This is a genomic window from Pseudomonas sp. SLFW (assembly GCF_009905615.1).
In the GTDB taxonomy this organism is placed as follows: domain Bacteria; phylum Pseudomonadota; class Gammaproteobacteria; order Pseudomonadales; family Pseudomonadaceae; genus Aquipseudomonas; species Aquipseudomonas bambusae.
Genome location: NZ_JAAAKW010000009.1, coordinates 23,185 through 38,646, shown reverse-complemented (window position 1 = coordinate 38,646; position 15,462 = coordinate 23,185). Strand labels below are relative to the sequence as shown.

Genomic DNA, 15,462 nt, shown 5'->3' with positions numbered 1-15,462 from the left:
TTACGCTTTGGACTGTTTCAACCGTCTCGTCTACATGCGCCACTTTTTCCAAGGAAGACACCATGTCTCAAGACCCGATTCGTCGCTCACAGCGTCTGAACCAGATCACTCACGCCCCTCACGAGCAACTGGACAGGGCCGTCAAAGCCAACGCGCCGTTCGACACCCTGGCCAGCTACACCCGTTTCTTGAGTGCTCAGTACCTGTTTCAACAGGAACTCAAGGCGCTGTACACCGCCCCGCAACTGATCGAGCTGATCGCCGACCTGCCCGAACGTTGCCGCGCCGAACAGGCCAAGGCGGATCTTGATGATCTCGACACGCCCCTCCCTGGCCCCGTGGCAGGTGCGGTCGATGGCCCATCGCAAGCCGAAGCCTTGGGCTGGCTGTTTGTGTCTGAAGGCTCAAAGCTGGGCGCGGCGTTCCTGATCAAGCGCGCCACCGCTCTGAACCTCAGCGAAACCTTCGGCGCTCGTCATTTGAGCGAACCGGTCGGGGGCCGCGCCGAAGGCTGGAAACGCTTCGTCCGCATCCTTGATGATCTGTCGTTCAGCGAAGAGCAGGAACGCCAGATCGACCAGGGCGCTATCGCAGCGTTCGAGCGCTTCAACGTGCTGCTGAACCATGCCTATACGTCGGCTGCCGAAACCCAACCCGCCTGAAACGAAGCGTTTGCCGCCCAGCGCTGTTAAGCTGGGCGCCTTTTCGAGGACCACCTCCCTTGAAAAACATCGTCACCCTGCCGCACCCGAGACCATGACCAACACACCCCCAGGCAGCAAACTGTCCCGCATCCTCTTTGGCATCCTGGCCTACGTCAGCCTGGCCATCGGCATCATCGCGATTTTCATTCCGGGCTTGCCGACTACCGAGTTCATTCTGCTAGCCGCCTGGGCCGCGACCAAAAGCTCGCCACGCCTGAGCGCCTGGCTGGAAAACCATCGCCTGTTCGGCCCGATGCTGAGCAACTGGCGCAACGGCAAACTCATCGCCCGCAGCGCCAAAATCAGCGCAACGGTCACGATGCTGATATGTGCGGTGGTCATGCTGGTGGTACTGAAACACAACTGGTGGATCTACTTCGCGGTCACGGGGATGGTGCTGGTGAACGTCTGGATCTGGTCGCGCCCTGAACCGGTGGCGCGAAACGCAGAGTGCTCGGAGTCTTCCGGCCACAGGTGAACCCCTGACATGGCACACGGTCTGCTCCTTACGATCATCGTCTCTTGAGGGAGCAGTCACATGTTCGAGCCAGGCCATCTGCACATTGCCCAACCCGCCCTGCAGCCAGACGACATCGGCTACGACATCCACATTCGCTACGAAACGGCCCAGACCGACGCCGGTGCCGGGATGCATTTCACGCTTGAAGGTGAGATCAACGGCAAGCCGGTGAACGAAGTCTTCGACCTTCCCAAAGACAAGGCGTACAACTTCGCCAGCGAAGCCTCACACATCGCCGAGAAATATGGTCTGCCCAAAGACGTCGACCTGCACGACATGCACGGCGATTACGACGCCATGTTCGAAGACATCCGCGACAAGCTCGACATGAAATCGGGTGATGCGGTGAAACCGGAACATCTGGAATAGCGCTGCCAATCGCCTGCCGCCCTCATGCGGGCGGGCACGCCTTGATCTGTGGGAGCGAATTCATTCGCGAAGAATGGCTCAGGCGCTGTAGACGGGTCGCCTGGACCCACGTCTCGCGAATGAATTCGCTCCCACAGGTCGGTGCATGGCAGGCACACCACGAGGGCCGTCCCGGTCGCACGATGTCACGCCATTTACTGGCATAATCGCCCCCGTCTTCCGCCCGAACTTCTGCCTACCCCATGCGCATCCACGTTACGTTCATCGACCGCGTCGGCATCACTCAGGAAGTGCTGGCGATTCTGGGTGGGCGAAACCTGAACCTCGACGCGGTGGAAATGGTGCCACCGAACGTCTACATCGACGCCCCGACCCTCAGCCACGAAGTGCTCGAAGAACTCAAGGACCGCCTGTTTCGTGTGCGCGGCGTGGAAGCGATCACCGTTGTCGACATCCTTCCCGGCCAACGCCGCCACTTGCAACTCGACGCCCTGCTCGCCGCCATGACCGACCCCGTGTTGGCCCTGGACAGCGCGGGTCATGTGCTGCTGGCCAACCCTGCGCTGATCGCACTGTGTGGTCGAGAGCCGGCGGGCGAATCCGTGGGCGACCTGTTTTCCGATCCGGCCCTGCACGCGGCGTTGCTGGAAAACGGCTTCCGCTTGCCATTGCGTGAGGTCACCCTGAATGGCGAAGCGTTGTTGCTGGACGCCACGCCGATCACCGATGCGGGCGCCCTGCTGACGCTGTACTTGCCGAGTCGCATCGGGGAACGCTTGTCAGCGCTGCATCACGATCACGCGGAAGGTTTCGACGCGCTGCTTGGCGACTCCACCCCAATCCGCACCCTCAAGGCCCGCGCCCAGCGAGTCGCTACGCTGGATGCGCCGCTGTTGATCCAGGGCGAAACCGGCACCGGTAAGGAATTGGTGGCCCGTGCCTGCCACGCCGTCAGCGCCCGTCACAGCGCGCCGTTTCTGGCGTTGAACTGCGCGGCGTTGCCGGAAAGCCTCGCCGAAAGCGAGCTGTTCGGCTACGCCCCCGGCGCGTTCACCGGCGCGCAACGTGGGGGCAAACCGGGCCTCATGGAGTTGGCCAACCAAGGGACGGTTTTTCTCGATGAAATCGGCGAAATGTCACCCTACCTGCAAGCCAAATTGCTGCGTTTTCTGAATGACGGCAGTTTCCGGCGAGTGGGTGGGGACAAGGAAGTGCAGGTCAACGTGCGCATCCTCAGCGCCACCCACCGCAACCTGGAAAAAATGGTCACCGAAGGCACCTTCCGCGAAGACCTGTTCTATCGCCTGAATGTGCTGAACCTGGAAGTCCCGCCCCTGCGCGAACGGGGTCAGGACATCCTGCTGCTGGCCCGGTACTTCATGGAACAGGCCTGCACGCAGATTCAGCGCCCCGTCTGCCGCCTCGCGCCCGGTACTTACCCCGCGCTGCTCGGCAACCGCTGGCCCGGAAACGTGCGGCAATTGCAGAATGTGATCTTCCGTGCGGCCGCGATTTGCGAGAGTGCGCTGGTAGACATTGGTGATCTGGATATTGCGGGCACGTCGGTGGCCCGAGAAAACGACGGCGAGATCGAGAGCCTGGAAGCGGCTGTCGAAGATTTCGAAAAATCATTACTGGAAAAACTCTACAGCCATTACCCCTCTACTCGGCAACTGGCGGCGCGCCTGCAAACCTCTCACACTGCCATCGCCCATCGGCTGCGCAAATACGGGATTCCGGGGAAGCCCTGATTCGTCGCACATCCCGCGTTGATGAATGACCTTTGAGGCGCCTGACAACGCCGAAACCTGTGGGAGCGAATTCATTCGCGATGCGGCTGAACAGACCAAAGATGTGTATTGGTTGTACCGGCCAATCGCGAATGAATCCGCTCCCACAGAGAAATTCCGCTTCTTCAGAGAATTCACAGTGATGCCCGTGGGCAATCACTCTACCGAGAAGATTGGAACGAATTCGTAACGTCGTAACGTTTTCGTTCCAAACCCCTTATCCCCACGTCTGACAAGGCCTTGATCCCCCTACGGTTTTCAAACCCTGCTTAGCTGTAGCGATTTCGCTACACCTCGCACCAGAGCTAAACCTGAAAACACGTCGAAACCCTTGATCTACGGCCTTCGCACAAGGTTGGCCGCAAACTTGCTATGACCTACCCATCATGCTCGCGCCAACGACGAGCAATCTTTCATTCAGGGGAGTTTCCATGAGCGAGTTGCGTTTTACCGAAGATCACGAGTGGCTGCGGGCCGAAGCAGATGGCAGCGTCACGGTCGGCATCACGGCTTTCGCGCAGGACGCACTGGGTGACGTGGTCTTCGTTCAACTGCCTGAGCTACAGTCTTACGACCAAGGCGCAGAGGCCGCTACCGTTGAATCCGTCAAAGCCGCCAGCGGCGTGTACATGCCACTGACTGGCGAGATCGTCGAGATCAACCCTGCGCTGGACGCCAACCCGGAACGGGTCAACGAAGACCCGATGGGCCAGGGCTGGTTCTTCCGTTTCATCCCTTCCGACGCCGCCGCTGTCGGCCAACTGCTGGATCAGGACGCCTACGACCGTCTGATCAAAGCCAACGCCGAAGCCTGAGGAACGCGTAATGACTGATCGCATCGAATTGAGCACCGCCAACGAGTTCATCGCCCGTCATATCGGCCCACGCGCCGACGACGAGCAAGCGATGCTCGCCACCCTGGGTTTCGACTCGCTGGAGGCCTTGAGCGCCAGCGTCATCCCTGAATCGATCAAAGGCACCAGCGTGCTGGGCCTGTCCGCCGGCCAAAGCGAAGCCGATGCGCTGGCTGACATCAAAGCCATCGCCGCCAAGAACCAGCTGTTCAAGACCTACATCGGTCAGGGTTACTACAACACCCACACTCCGGCGCCGATCCTGCGCAACCTGCTGGAAAACCCGGCCTGGTACACCGCGTACACCCCGTACCAGCCAGAGATTTCCCAAGGCCGTCTGGAATCGCTGCTGAACTTTCAGACCCTGATCAGCGACCTGACCGGCCTGCCGATCGCCAACGCCTCGCTGCTGGACGAAGCCACTGCCGCCGCCGAAGCCATGACCTTCTGCAAACGCCTGAGCAAGAACAAAGGCAGCCAGAAATTCTTCGCATCGAGCCACTGCCATCCGCAGACCCTCGACGTGCTGCGCACCCGTGCCGAGCCGCTGGGCATCGACGTGGTCGTGGCTGACGAAAGCCAGCTGAGTGATGTCAGCGAGTTCTTCGGCGCCCTGCTGCAATACCCGGCGAGCAATGGCGACGTGTTCGACTACCGCGAGCTGGTCGAGCGCTTCCACGCCGCCAACGCGCTGGTGGCTGTCGCGGCTGACTTGCTTGCCCTGACCCTGCTGACGCCGCCGGGCGAGTTCGGCGCCGACGTGGCCATCGGCAGCGCACAGCGCTTCGGTGTGCCGCTGGGCTTCGGTGGCCCGCACGCCGCTTACTTCTCCACTAAAGACACCTACAAGCGCGACATGCCGGGCCGTCTGGTGGGCGTGTCCATCGACCGTTTCGGCAAGACCGCGCTGCGTCTGGCCATGCAAACCCGCGAGCAACACATCCGTCGTGAGAAGGCGACCAGCAACATCTGCACCGCGCAAGTCCTGCTCGCCAACATCGCCAGCATGTACGCCGTGTATCACGGCCCGGTCGGCCTGACTCGTATCGCCAACCGCGTGCATCACCTGACCGCGATCTTCGCCAAAGGCCTGAGCCAGTTGGGCCTGAACGTCGAGCAAGCGTCCTTCTTCGACAGCATCACCTTGAACACTGGCGCGAAAACCGCCGAACTGCATGACAAGGCACGCACCCTGCAAATCAACCTGCGCGAAGTGGACGCCGAGCGTCTGGGCGTTTCGCTGGACGAAACCACTCAGCAAGCCGACGTCGAAGTGCTGTGGACACTTTTCGCGGCCAACGGTCAGGCCCTGCCTGATTTCGCCGCACTGGCCAACAGCATTGAAGCGCGCCTGCCTGCTGAGCTGAAGCGTCAATCGCCAATCCTCAGCCACCCGGTGTTCAACCGTTACCACTCCGAAACCGAGCTGATGCGTTACCTGCGTCGTCTGGCCGACAAGGACCTGGCGCTCGACCGCACCATGATCCCGCTGGGCTCATGCACCATGAAGCTCAACGCCGCCAGCGAAATGATCCCGGTGACCTGGGCCGAGTTCGGCAACCTGCACCCGTTCGCCCCTGCAGCACAGAGCGCCGGTTATCAGCAACTGACCGACGAACTGGAAGCGATGCTCTGCGCCGCCACCGGTTACGACTCGATCTCCCTGCAACCAAACGCCGGTTCCCAAGGTGAGTACGCGGGCCTGCTGGCCATCCGTGCCTATCACCAGAGCCGTGGCGATGAGCGTCGCGACATCTGCCTGATCCCGTCGTCCGCCCACGGCACCAACCCAGCGACCGCCAACATGGCCGGTATGCGCGTGGTGGTGACGGCGTGCGATGCGCGCGGCAACGTTGACATCGAAGACTTGCGTGCCAAGGCCATCGAGCACCGCGAACACCTCGCGGCGCTGATGATCACCTACCCGTCGACTCACGGCGTGTTCGAAGAAGGCATCCGCGAAATCTGCGGCATCATTCATGACAACGGCGGCCAGGTGTACATCGACGGCGCCAACATGAACGCGATGGTCGGCCTGTGCGCGCCGGGCAAGTTCGGCGGCGACGTGTCCCACCTGAACCTGCACAAAACCTTCTGCATTCCGCATGGCGGTGGCGGCCCGGGCGTTGGCCCGATTGGCGTGAAGTCGCATCTGGCGCCATTCCTGCCGGGTCACGGCAAGATGGAGCGCAAGGAAGGCGCGGTCTGCGCGGCGCCGTTCGGCAGCGCCAGCATCCTGCCGATCACCTGGATGTACATCCGCATGATGGGCGGCGAAGGCCTGAAACGCGCTTCGCAGCTGGCGATCCTCAACGCCAACTACATTTCCCGCCGTCTGGAAGAGCACTACCCGGTGCTGTACACCGGCACCAGCGGTCTGGTAGCTCACGAATGCATCCTCGACCTGCGTCCGCTGAAAGAAACCAGCGGCATCAGCGTCGATGACGTGGCCAAGCGCCTGATCGACTTCGGCTTCCACGCACCGACCATGTCGTTCCCGGTCGCCGGCACGCTGATGATCGAGCCCACCGAAAGTGAGTCGAAAGAAGAGCTGGACCGCTTCTGCGACGCCATGATCAAGATCCGCGAAGAAATCCGCGCGGTCGAAAGCGGCGCGCTGGACAAGGAAGACAACCCGCTGAAAAACGCCCCGCACACCGCAGCGGAGCTGGTCGGCGAGTGGAGCCATCCGTACAGCCGCGAGCAGGCCGTGTACCCGGTCGCCTCGTTGATCGAAGGCAAATACTGGCCGCCGGTCGGTCGTGTGGACAACGTGTTCGGCGACCGCAACCTCGTCTGCGCGTGCCCGTCGATCGAAGACTACGCGTAAAAAAACAGCCCCGAGCTGTCAGCTGCAAGCTACAAGTGAAAGCGGATCTGCTTTGGCTTGTAGCTCGCCGCTTGCAGCTCGCCCCTCGCTACTGCTTTTCACCGGAGCCTGATCATGTCCCTGAGCGTGTTTGACCTGTTCAAGATTGGCATCGGCCCCTCCAGTTCCCACACGGTGGGCCCGATGCGTGCCGCTGCGCGGTTCGTCGAGGGCTTGCGCCGTGATGACCTGCTTTCCTCCACCGCCAGCGTCAAGGTCGAGCTGTATGGCTCGCTCGGGGCGACGGGCAAAGGCCACGGCAGCGACAAGGCCGTGCTGCTGGGCCTGGAAGGTGAACACCCCGACACCGTCGACACCGAACACGTAGCCGACCGCTTGCAGCGCATCCGCGGCAGCGGGCGCATCAACCTGTTGGGTGAACACGACATCGAGTTCATCGAAAAACAGCACTTGGCGATGATCCGCAAGCCACTGCCCTACCACCCAAACGGTATGATTTTCCGTGCTTTCGACAGTGCTGGCCTACAGATTCGCAGCCGCGAGTACTACTCCGTCGGCGGCGGATTCGTGGTGGACGAAGACGCAGCGGGCGCTGATCGCATCGTCGAGGACAGCACTCCACTGCCCTACCCGTTCAAGACCGGCAAGGAATTGATGGCCCACTGCGCAAGCACCGGGCTGTCGATCAGTGAGGTCATGCTGGCCAACGAATCTGCCTGGCGCAGCGAAGCGGAAACCCGCGCCGGGCTGCTGAAAATCTGGCAGGTCATGCAGGATTGCGTCGAAGCCGGTTGCCGCAACGAGGGCATTCTGCCGGGCGGTCTGAAGGTCAAACGTCGGGCTGCTGCGCTGCATCGCCAACTGTGCAAAAACCCCGAGGCCGCCTTGCGTGACGCGCTGTCCGTGCTGGACTGGGTCAACCTCTACGCACTGGCGGTCAACGAAGAAAACGCCAACGGCGGGCGCGTGGTCACGGCCCCCACCAACGGCGCGGCAGGGATCATCCCGGCCGTTCTGCATTACTACATGCGCTTCATCACCGGCGCCAGCGAAGACGGTGTGGTGCGCTTTCTGCTGACGGCGGCTGCCATCGGCATCCTTTATAAAGAAAACGCCTCGATTTCCGGCGCCGAAGTGGGCTGCCAGGGCGAAGTCGGCGTGGCCTGTTCCATGGCGGCGGGTGCGCTGTGTGAAGTGCTGGGCGGCAACGTGCACCAGGTCGAGAACGCTGCCGAGATTGGCATGGAGCACAACCTCGGCCTCACCTGCGATCCCATTGGCGGGTTGGTTCAGGTGCCGTGCATCGAACGCAACGCGATGGGCTCGGTGAAGGCGATCAATGCAGTGCGCATGGCCCTGCGCGGCGATGGGCAGCACTTCGTCTCGCTGGACAAAGTGATCCGCACCATGCGCCAGACCGGCGCTGACATGAAGAGCAAATACAAGGAAACCGCCCGTGGCGGGCTGGCCGTGAACATTATCGAGTGCTGATCTCAGCCTGAATTTCATCGGGCGCCGTGCGGTCAACGCCACGCGCCCGGAATCGCATTGAAGGAGTCAACGATGTCCACAACCGAACTGTTGAAAACCCCGCTCAACGCCCTGCACCGGGAACTGGGCGCCAAGATGGTCGAGTTCGCAGGCTACGACATGCCCGTGCAATACCCGGCAGGCGTGATGAAGGAACACCTGCACACCCGCGATCAAGCCGGGCTGTTCGACGTGTCGCACATGGGTCAGATTCTGCTGAAAGGCGCCAATGCCGCCAAGGCGCTGGAAACCCTGGTGCCGGTGGACATCATCGACTTGCCGGTGGGCATGCAGCGTTACGCAATGTTTACCAATGAAACCGGCGGGATTCTGGATGACCTGATGGTCGCCAACCTGGGCGACGACACGCTGATGCTCGTGGTCAACGCTGCGTGCAAGAACGAAGACCTGGCGCACTTGCGTCAGCACATCGGCAGCCAGTGTGAAATCACGCCGCTGTTCGAAGCACGTGCTTTGTTGGCCCTGCAAGGGCCGCAGGCCGTGACCGCACTGGCACGCCTTGCGCCCGTCGTCGCAAAAATGACGTTCATGCAATACGCCCCTGTCCAGATCGATGGCATCGACTGTTTCGTCAGCCGCTCGGGTTACACCGGTGAAGACGGCTACGAAATTTCCGTACCCGTTGATCAGGCTGAATCGCTGGCGCGGCGTCTGCTGGCGGAACCTGAAGTCGCCCCGATTGGCCTTGGCGCTCGGGATTCGCTGCGCCTGGAAGCAGGCCTTTGTCTCTACGGCCACGACATGAACACTGAGACCACGCCAATTCAGGCCAGCCTGTTGTGGGCCATTTCCAAGACTCGTCGCGCTGATGGCGCCCGTGCGGGCGGCTTCCCGGGTGCAGAACAGGTCTTCGCCCAGCACCAAAGCGGTGCAGCTCGCAAGCGTGTTGGCCTTCTTCCGCAAGAACGCACGCCGGTGCGCGAAGGCGCGGAAATCGTCGATGCCGACGGCAAAGTGATCGGCGCAGTGTGCAGCGGCGGTTTCGGCCCGACGCTGGGTGCGCCGCTGGCTATGGGTTATGTGGACGCTGGATTCACCGCACTCGAAACGCCGGTCTGGGCCATCGTCCGTGGGAAGAAGGTGCCTATGCTAGTGAGCAAAATGCCTTTCGTTGCGCCACGTTACTTCCGCGGCTGATACACCCGTCAAAAAACTGCGGCACCGCAACAGTGCAAGTCACTGTTCGAATGCCGCAGTCTGGCGCTCCCCAAACAGCAATCAAACTGTCAGAAAACTGCACTTCCAGATACGTCTCAACAGTAAAAACTATCGATTCACCGCCCCTGGTAAAAGTTTTCAAAAAATGGCCGAAAGCCCCTGAAACCGGGCTTATCCGGGGCTTGTTTTTCTTGCGGGAGTTAGCGTAGAGTTTCTCGACTGTGTTTGCATAGGTCGCTGGGATCGTGACCTGGGCAGTAGCGCCAAAAGCAATGCTACATCCCGCTCTACGTTTCTTCTTCCTGCAACCAGCCCAGTACTCTTTCGTGTGAAAGAGACTGTCATTAATTTATGCTCCAAGGAATAAGAAAATGTCTCAACGTCAGAGCGGTACCGTTAAGTGGTTTAACGACGAAAAAGGTTTTGGTTTTATCACTCCAGAGAGCGGTCCGGATCTGTTCGTCCACTTCCGCGCTATTCAGGGCAACGGCTTCAAGAGCCTGAAAGAAGGCCAGAAAGTGACTTTCGTCGCTGTGCAAGGCCAGAAGGGCATGCAGGCCGACGAAGTCCAAGCCGAAGCCTAAGTCGCAAAACGAAAAGCCCCTGATGTCACCATCAGGGGCTTTTTTATGCCTGTGATTCAGTAAACTGGCTGCACCTCGGCGAATGAGCGCTGCCCGTGCCCAGACATCCATTGCACCCCCAAGGCGATTTCCCCCCTGCCAGATTGGGCCGCCGTTTCGCTGCCATCTGCTATGACGGACTGTTATGCGTTGCCCTGCTGATGGTCACGACCTTCATTTACAAGCTGATCTGGATGGGTTTCGTCGGCGAGGCGAAATTGCGTCAGTTGTCCGAGTCCGGCGCGCTGGATGGCGACCCGCTGCTCTCGACGATTCTGCTGTTCACCCTCTTCGCGTTCTTCGCCAAATTCTGGACCCACGCCGGGCAGACGCTGGGCATGCAGGTCTGGGGTATCCGCGTGCAAAACCCCGACGGCACCGGCATCAGCCTGTGGCAGGCCTTGCTGCGCTTCGTGGTGGCCATCGCGTCGTGGTTGTGCGTAGGAATGGGTTTTTTCTGGTGCCTGATCGACAAGCAGAACCGCAGCTGGCACGACCTGTATTCCGAGACGCAACTGGTGCGGATTCCGAAACGGAAGACCTAGACAGGCACAAAAAAGCCGACCCAGAGGTCGGCTTTTCATTGCAGTCCTGCGATCAACCCGCCCGGCGCAACAGCCAGACACCCGCCAGCGCACACACACCAGCAGGTACCAGCACCGCGAACAGCGGCGAGAAGCCGAACACCAGACTCGACGGGCCCAGCAGGTCTTGGGCGATGCGGAAGGTGAAGCCCACCAGCACGCCGGTGAACACCCGTTGACCCAGCGTCACCGAACGCAGCGGACCGAAGATGAAGGAAATCGCCATCAACACCAGCGCCACCGTCACCAGCGGCTGGAAAATCTTGGTGTAAAACGCCAGCCAATAACGCCCGTTCGCCAGGCCCTGATCCGCCAGGTAATGCGCATACCCGTACAACCCTGTCATGGACAGCGACTCTGGCGGCAGCACCACGGTGCTCAGGAGCTGCGGGCTCAGGGCGATGTTCCAGCGCTCGTCCGGCGTGTTGACTACCTCGGTGCGGCCTTCATGAAATACCGTGGTCGAGACGTCCTTGAGCTCCCAGTAATCAGTCTTGTAATTCGCCTGCTTGGCGAAACTGGCGCTGAGCATGTGGCGCTGATCGTCGAAACGGTAGCGCGTCACCCCGTACAGCAGGCCATTGGGCTGCACGGTGTTGATATGGATGAACTCATCCCCCTGACGGTGCCACAGACCGTGCCGGGCACTCTGTGCGTCACCGGTGCCCTGGGCCAGCGAACGGGCGGCTTGGGCGGATGCTTCGGTGACGGGGGCAACGTATTCGCCGATCAACAGGCCCGCAACCATCAGGATCAGCATCGGCTTCATGACCGCCCAGACGATCCGGCCGATGGAGACACCCGCCGCTCGCATGATAGTCAGCTCACTGCTGCTGGCCAGGGCGCCAAGGCCGATCAGACAGCCAATCAGCGCTGCCATCGGCAACATGTCATAGAGACGACGCGGCGCAGTCATGACCACGAAACTGCCCGCGTCCCAGAAGGTGTAGGTGTCGCTGATGTCGGCCATCTCATCGATGAACGCGAACAGCGAGGCCAGGCCGAGAATGATGCCCAGCACGGCCAGAATGGCCATGAACACGCTTTTGCCGATGTACCAATCGAGCTTAACCATGAGCCACCTCCGACGCGTCGCGGCGACTCTTCATTTTCAGGCGCATCGGCTCCCAGTACAGCAGCCCCAGTCCGATGGCGAGGAAGATCACGTGGACCCACCACAACCCCAGCGGCCCCGGAATCTTGCCCTTCTCCAGCGCGCCGCGCGCGGCGATCAGGATGGTCAGGTAAGCCATGTACAGCAGAATGGCGGGCAACAACTTGAGGAAGCGGCCCTGACGCGGGTTCACCCGCGCCAGCGGTACGGCCATCAAGGTCACGATGAAGACCAGAATCGGCAACGAAATTCGCCATTGCAGCTCGGCCTTGTTTCGCAGGCTGCTCTCACCCGTGAGCAACTCGGTGGTCGGAATCGCGTCGCGGTCGGTGATTTCGTCGCTGATATCTGGCTTCGGCAACAGGGCGCCGTAGGTGTCGTACTTGATCGCACGATAATCGGCTTGCCCCGGATTGCCGTCGTAGCGGTAGCCGTTGGTAAGGATCAGGTAGCGGCTGCCGTCAGGCTTGATTTCCTGCTTGCCCTTCTCGGCCACCAGGACGGTGATGCCGTGGTCTTTCTTTTCTTCCAGCTTCTTTTCGGAGATGAACACGCCGCCGAGGTTGATGCGGTCGTCGGTCATGGTCTCGGTGTAAGTCACACGGCTGCCGTCACGCAACAACTGGAAACGGCCCGGCACCAGAGTGTCGAACTCGGTCATGGCGTCCTGTTTGTTGATCAGCAGCTGGAACTGGGTCGCGCCCTGAGGCGCCAGGCTGAAGCTCAGCCACGCCACCAGCAGCGACACCAGTGCGGCAGGCGCGAGGGTCATCCACAGCAAACGTTGCTGGCTCATGCCGGTGGCGGCCAGCACGGTCATTTCGCTTTCCAGGTACAAACGGCCGTAGGCGAGCAGGATGCCGAGGAACAGCCCCAGCGGCAAAATGAGCTGCATGAAACCTGGCAGGCGGAAGCCCATGATCAGAAACAGCACGCCGGGATCGAGCGCACCGGAGGCCGCCTGAGCGAGGTACTTGATGAAACGGCCACTCATGATGATTACCAACAACACGGCGCTCACAGCGCTCAAGGTAACCAGCACTTCTCGGGACAGGTAACGGAAGACAATCAAACCAGACACTCCAGGGTCGTCACGCTCAGACAGCCTGACAAGGAAATGGGTCAATCATGGGACGCGCGACCGCGAACCAGCGAAAAAATATGCAGCATTATCCTGTGATTGGGTGTGTCTGTCACTGAGCGCGCCGGATACTTGCTTAACCCAAGCTGACACGGGGGCAGTTATCGGGGTTGTCATCCGTCCGTCAGCGGGGTCAAACTGCGGGCCTTGCCGCGAGCGCCGTGCTGCAAGGCATTGGCAGCCGTCGCGTCGCGCATTCATTTGCGATAACCCACAGTTTATTCGGGGACCCCGACATGGAATTGGTTGTTAAGAGCGTCAGTGCAGAAACCTTGAAGACCGCCACACTGGTGGTCGCTGTCGGTGAAGGCCGTACCCTGAGCGACATCGCACAAAGTATCGATACCCTGAGCGGCGGTGCCATCAGTGCCGTGCTCAAACGCGGCGACCTGGCCGGCAAAGTGGGCCAGAGCCTGTTGCTGCACAGCCTGCCGAACCTCAAGGCCGAACGCGTCCTGCTGGTGGGCACCGGCAAAGAGCCTGAGCTGGGCGACCGCCCTTTCCGCAAACTCATCAGCGGCGTGCTGAACACCCTGAAAAGCCTGGGCGGCACCGATGCGGCTTTTGCGCTGGATCACCTGAACGTCAAAGGCCGCGACATCTACGGCAAGAACCGCCTGCTGGTGGAAACGCTGGTCGATGGCGAATACGTGTTCGATAAATTCAAGAGCCAGAAAGTCGACCCCCGCGCCTTGAAGAAAGTCACCTTGCTGACCGCCAAGGCGACCGTGGCCGATGTCGAGCGCGCCGCCAAGCACGCTCAGGCAATCGCTGCTGGCGTGGCCGTCACTCGTGATCTGGGCAACATGCCGCCGAACATCTGCCACCCGACCTACCTTGGGGAACAAGCCAAGGCGTTGGGCAAGGCGCACAAGGGCCTGAAGGTCGAAGTCTTCGACGAGAAGAAAATCGCCGAGTTGGGCATGGGTTCGTTCCTCGCCGTTGGCCAGGGCAGCGCCCAACCGCCGCGCTTGATCGTGATGCAGTACAACAATGGCAAGAAAAGCGAGAAGCCGTTCGTGCTGGTCGGTAAAGGCATCACCTTCGACACCGGCGGCATCAGCCTGAAGCCGGGCCTGGGCATGGACGAAATGAAGTTCGACATGTGCGGCGCCGCCAGCGTATTCGGTACGCTGAATGCCGTGCTGGAACTGCAACTGCCGATCAACCTGGTGTGCATCATTGCCGCAGCCGAGAACATGCCGAGCGGCAATGCGACCCGTCCGGGCGACATCGTCAAGACCATGAGCGGCCAGACCGTTGAAATCCTCAACACCGACGCCGAAGGCCGTCTGGTGCTGTGCGACGCGTTGACCTACGCCGAACGCTTCAAGCCGCAAGCAGTGATCGACATCGCCACCCTGACCGGCGCGTGCGTCGTGGCGTTGGGCGGCCACACTTCCGGTCTGCTGGGCAACAGCGATGCGCTGATCAACCAAGTGCTGGAAGCCGGCAAGCGCGCCGACGACCGTGCGTGGCAACTGCCGCTGTTCGACGAATACCAGGAGCAACTGGACAGCCCGTTCGCAGACATCGCCAACATTGGCGGCCCGAAAGGCGGCACCATTACGGCGGCTTGCTTCCTCTCGCGCTTCACCAAATCCTACGAGTGGGCGCACCTGGACATCGCCGGTACGGCATGGCTGAGCGGTGGCAAGGACAAGGGCGCCACAGGCCGTCCGGTGCCGTTGCTGACCCAATACCTGCTCGACCGCGCCGGCGTGTAAAACGCCTTGGACCCCGCCGATGCCTTGCTCGAAAGGTCCCGGCGGGGCTCACGCTCTGGAACGTTCATGACTCAAGTCGATTTTTACATCCTGCCCAGCGCCGACCCGCTTGCGCGTCTGGACTTCGCCTGCAAACTCACGGACAAAGCCTGGCGCCTCGGTCATCGCGTCTACCTGCATTGCAGCGACGCCGAGCAACGTGCCGAACTGGACGCCCGCCTGTGGCGTTTCAAAGGCGAAACCTTCGTGCCCCACGGCGCGGTCGAGGACGATCACGACGCTCCGGTGGCATTGGGCATCGGCGGCGATCCCGGCCCTCATCAGGATTTGCTGGTCAATCTGGACCTGCGCATCCCCGAATTCTTCAAACGTTTCGCCCGCATCGCGGAGATCGTGGTGGAGGAACCGTCCATCCGGCTGGCGGCGCGAGAGAGTTTCCGCCTCTACCGTGAACAGGGCTATCCTCTGCAGGATCACCGACTGCAGCGTCTTTGAGC

At 61.1% G+C, this 15,462-nt stretch carries 14 protein-coding genes; 12 read left to right on the top strand and 2 right to left on the bottom strand.

What is annotated here, in order from left to right; translation table 11 throughout:
* Nucleotides 1-62: 62 nt before the first annotated feature.
* The 10 genes from GVN17_RS16980 (at nt 63) to GVN17_RS16935 (ending at nt 10,944) form a co-directional block, all read left to right on the top strand.
* Entirely contained in the window at nt 63-662 is a 600-nt protein-coding gene (locus GVN17_RS16980) for a biliverdin-producing heme oxygenase (protein ID WP_166596417.1), read from the top strand.
* Nucleotides 663-756: 94 nt separating this feature from the next.
* Complete coding sequence (locus GVN17_RS16975) at nt 757-1,182, top strand: YbaN family protein (RefSeq protein ID WP_256665282.1); 426 nt, start codon at nt 757-759, stop codon at nt 1,180-1,182.
* Between the two features lie 60 nt (nt 1,183-1,242).
* Nucleotides 1,243-1,593: a DUF5064 family protein gene (locus GVN17_RS16970; RefSeq protein ID WP_166596415.1), complete on the top strand. Its 351-nt coding sequence runs from the start codon at nt 1,243-1,245 to the stop codon at nt 1,591-1,593.
* Between the two features lie 242 nt (nt 1,594-1,835).
* Nucleotides 1,836-3,344 (top strand): sigma-54-dependent transcriptional regulator, encoded by a 1,509-nt coding sequence (locus GVN17_RS16965; protein ID WP_166596414.1) that lies wholly within the window; start codon nt 1,836-1,838, stop codon nt 3,342-3,344.
* Between the two features lie 470 nt (nt 3,345-3,814).
* Entirely contained in the window at nt 3,815-4,198 is a 384-nt protein-coding gene (gcvH, locus tag GVN17_RS16960) for a glycine cleavage system protein GcvH (protein WP_166596413.1), read from the top strand.
* A gap of 10 nt (nt 4,199-4,208) precedes the next feature.
* On the top strand, nt 4,209-7,067 hold the full coding sequence (gene gcvP, locus GVN17_RS16955) for an aminomethyl-transferring glycine dehydrogenase (RefSeq protein ID WP_166596412.1): 2,859 nt from the start codon (nt 4,209-4,211) through the stop codon (nt 7,065-7,067).
* A gap of 114 nt (nt 7,068-7,181) precedes the next feature.
* On the top strand, nt 7,182-8,558 hold the full coding sequence (locus tag GVN17_RS16950; RefSeq protein WP_166596411.1) for an L-serine ammonia-lyase: 1,377 nt from the start codon (nt 7,182-7,184) through the stop codon (nt 8,556-8,558).
* Between the two features lie 72 nt (nt 8,559-8,630).
* On the top strand, nt 8,631-9,755 hold the full coding sequence (gene gcvT / locus GVN17_RS16945) for a glycine cleavage system aminomethyltransferase GcvT (protein ID WP_166596410.1): 1,125 nt from the start codon (nt 8,631-8,633) through the stop codon (nt 9,753-9,755).
* A gap of 392 nt (nt 9,756-10,147) precedes the next feature.
* The gene (locus tag GVN17_RS16940) at nt 10,148-10,360 is read left to right on the top strand and encodes a cold-shock protein (protein WP_003175786.1); all 213 of its coding nucleotides are present in this window, start codon (nt 10,148-10,150) and stop codon (nt 10,358-10,360) included.
* A gap of 95 nt (nt 10,361-10,455) precedes the next feature.
* Nucleotides 10,456-10,944 (top strand): RDD family protein, encoded by a 489-nt coding sequence (locus tag GVN17_RS16935; protein ID WP_166596409.1) that lies wholly within the window; start codon nt 10,456-10,458, stop codon nt 10,942-10,944.
* Between the two features lie 52 nt (nt 10,945-10,996).
* On the opposite strand, the gene lptG is transcribed toward GVN17_RS16935, so the two are convergent.
* Both lptG and lptF read right to left on the bottom strand, forming a co-directional pair.
* Nucleotides 10,997-12,058 carry an LPS export ABC transporter permease LptG gene (gene lptG, locus GVN17_RS16930; RefSeq protein WP_166596408.1) on the bottom strand — a complete coding sequence of 354 codons (1,062 nt, stop codon included), beginning with the start codon at nt 12,056-12,058 and terminating at the stop codon, nt 10,997-10,999.
* Nucleotides 12,051-13,169, bottom strand: coding sequence for an LPS export ABC transporter permease LptF (gene lptF, locus GVN17_RS16925; RefSeq protein WP_166596589.1), 1,119 nt, complete (start codon nt 13,167-13,169; stop codon nt 12,051-12,053). Before lptF ends, lptG begins: the two co-directional genes overlap by 8 nt.
* Nucleotides 13,170-13,474: 305 nt before the next feature.
* Between lptF and GVN17_RS16920 the strand changes: the two genes are divergently transcribed.
* Together GVN17_RS16920 and GVN17_RS16915 are read left to right on the top strand one after the other, a co-directional pair.
* The gene (locus GVN17_RS16920) at nt 13,475-14,965 is read left to right on the top strand and encodes a leucyl aminopeptidase (protein WP_166596407.1); all 1,491 of its coding nucleotides are present in this window, start codon (nt 13,475-13,477) and stop codon (nt 14,963-14,965) included.
* 66 nt (nt 14,966-15,031) lie between these two features.
* Nucleotides 15,032-15,460 carry a DNA polymerase III subunit chi gene (locus GVN17_RS16915; protein WP_166596406.1) on the top strand — a complete coding sequence of 143 codons (429 nt, stop codon included), beginning with the start codon at nt 15,032-15,034 and terminating at the stop codon, nt 15,458-15,460.
* Nucleotides 15,461-15,462: the final 2 nt, after the last annotated feature.

Coding starts and splice junctions, on each gene's coding strand:
- GVN17_RS16965 (WP_166596414.1), top strand. CDS start 1,836: ATGCGCATCCACGTTACGTTCATCGACCGCGTCGGCATCACTCAGGAA.
- GVN17_RS16940 (WP_003175786.1), top strand. CDS start 10,148: ATGTCTCAACGTCAGAGCGGTACCGTTAAGTGGTTTAACGACGAAAAA.
- GVN17_RS16920 (WP_166596407.1), top strand. CDS start 13,475: ATGGAATTGGTTGTTAAGAGCGTCAGTGCAGAAACCTTGAAGACCGCC.
- gcvT (WP_166596410.1), top strand. CDS start 8,631: ATGTCCACAACCGAACTGTTGAAAACCCCGCTCAACGCCCTGCACCGG.
- lptG (WP_166596408.1), bottom strand. CDS start 12,058: ATGGTTAAGCTCGATTGGTACATCGGCAAAAGCGTGTTCATGGCCATT.
- gcvP (WP_166596412.1), top strand. CDS start 4,209: ATGACTGATCGCATCGAATTGAGCACCGCCAACGAGTTCATCGCCCGT.
- GVN17_RS16915 (WP_166596406.1), top strand. CDS start 15,032: ATGACTCAAGTCGATTTTTACATCCTGCCCAGCGCCGACCCGCTTGCG.
- GVN17_RS16950 (WP_166596411.1), top strand. CDS start 7,182: ATGTCCCTGAGCGTGTTTGACCTGTTCAAGATTGGCATCGGCCCCTCC.
- GVN17_RS16975 (WP_256665282.1), top strand. CDS start 757: ATGACCAACACACCCCCAGGCAGCAAACTGTCCCGCATCCTCTTTGGC.
- GVN17_RS16980 (WP_166596417.1), top strand. CDS start 63: ATGTCTCAAGACCCGATTCGTCGCTCACAGCGTCTGAACCAGATCACT.
- GVN17_RS16970 (WP_166596415.1), top strand. CDS start 1,243: ATGTTCGAGCCAGGCCATCTGCACATTGCCCAACCCGCCCTGCAGCCA.
- gcvH (WP_166596413.1), top strand. CDS start 3,815: ATGAGCGAGTTGCGTTTTACCGAAGATCACGAGTGGCTGCGGGCCGAA.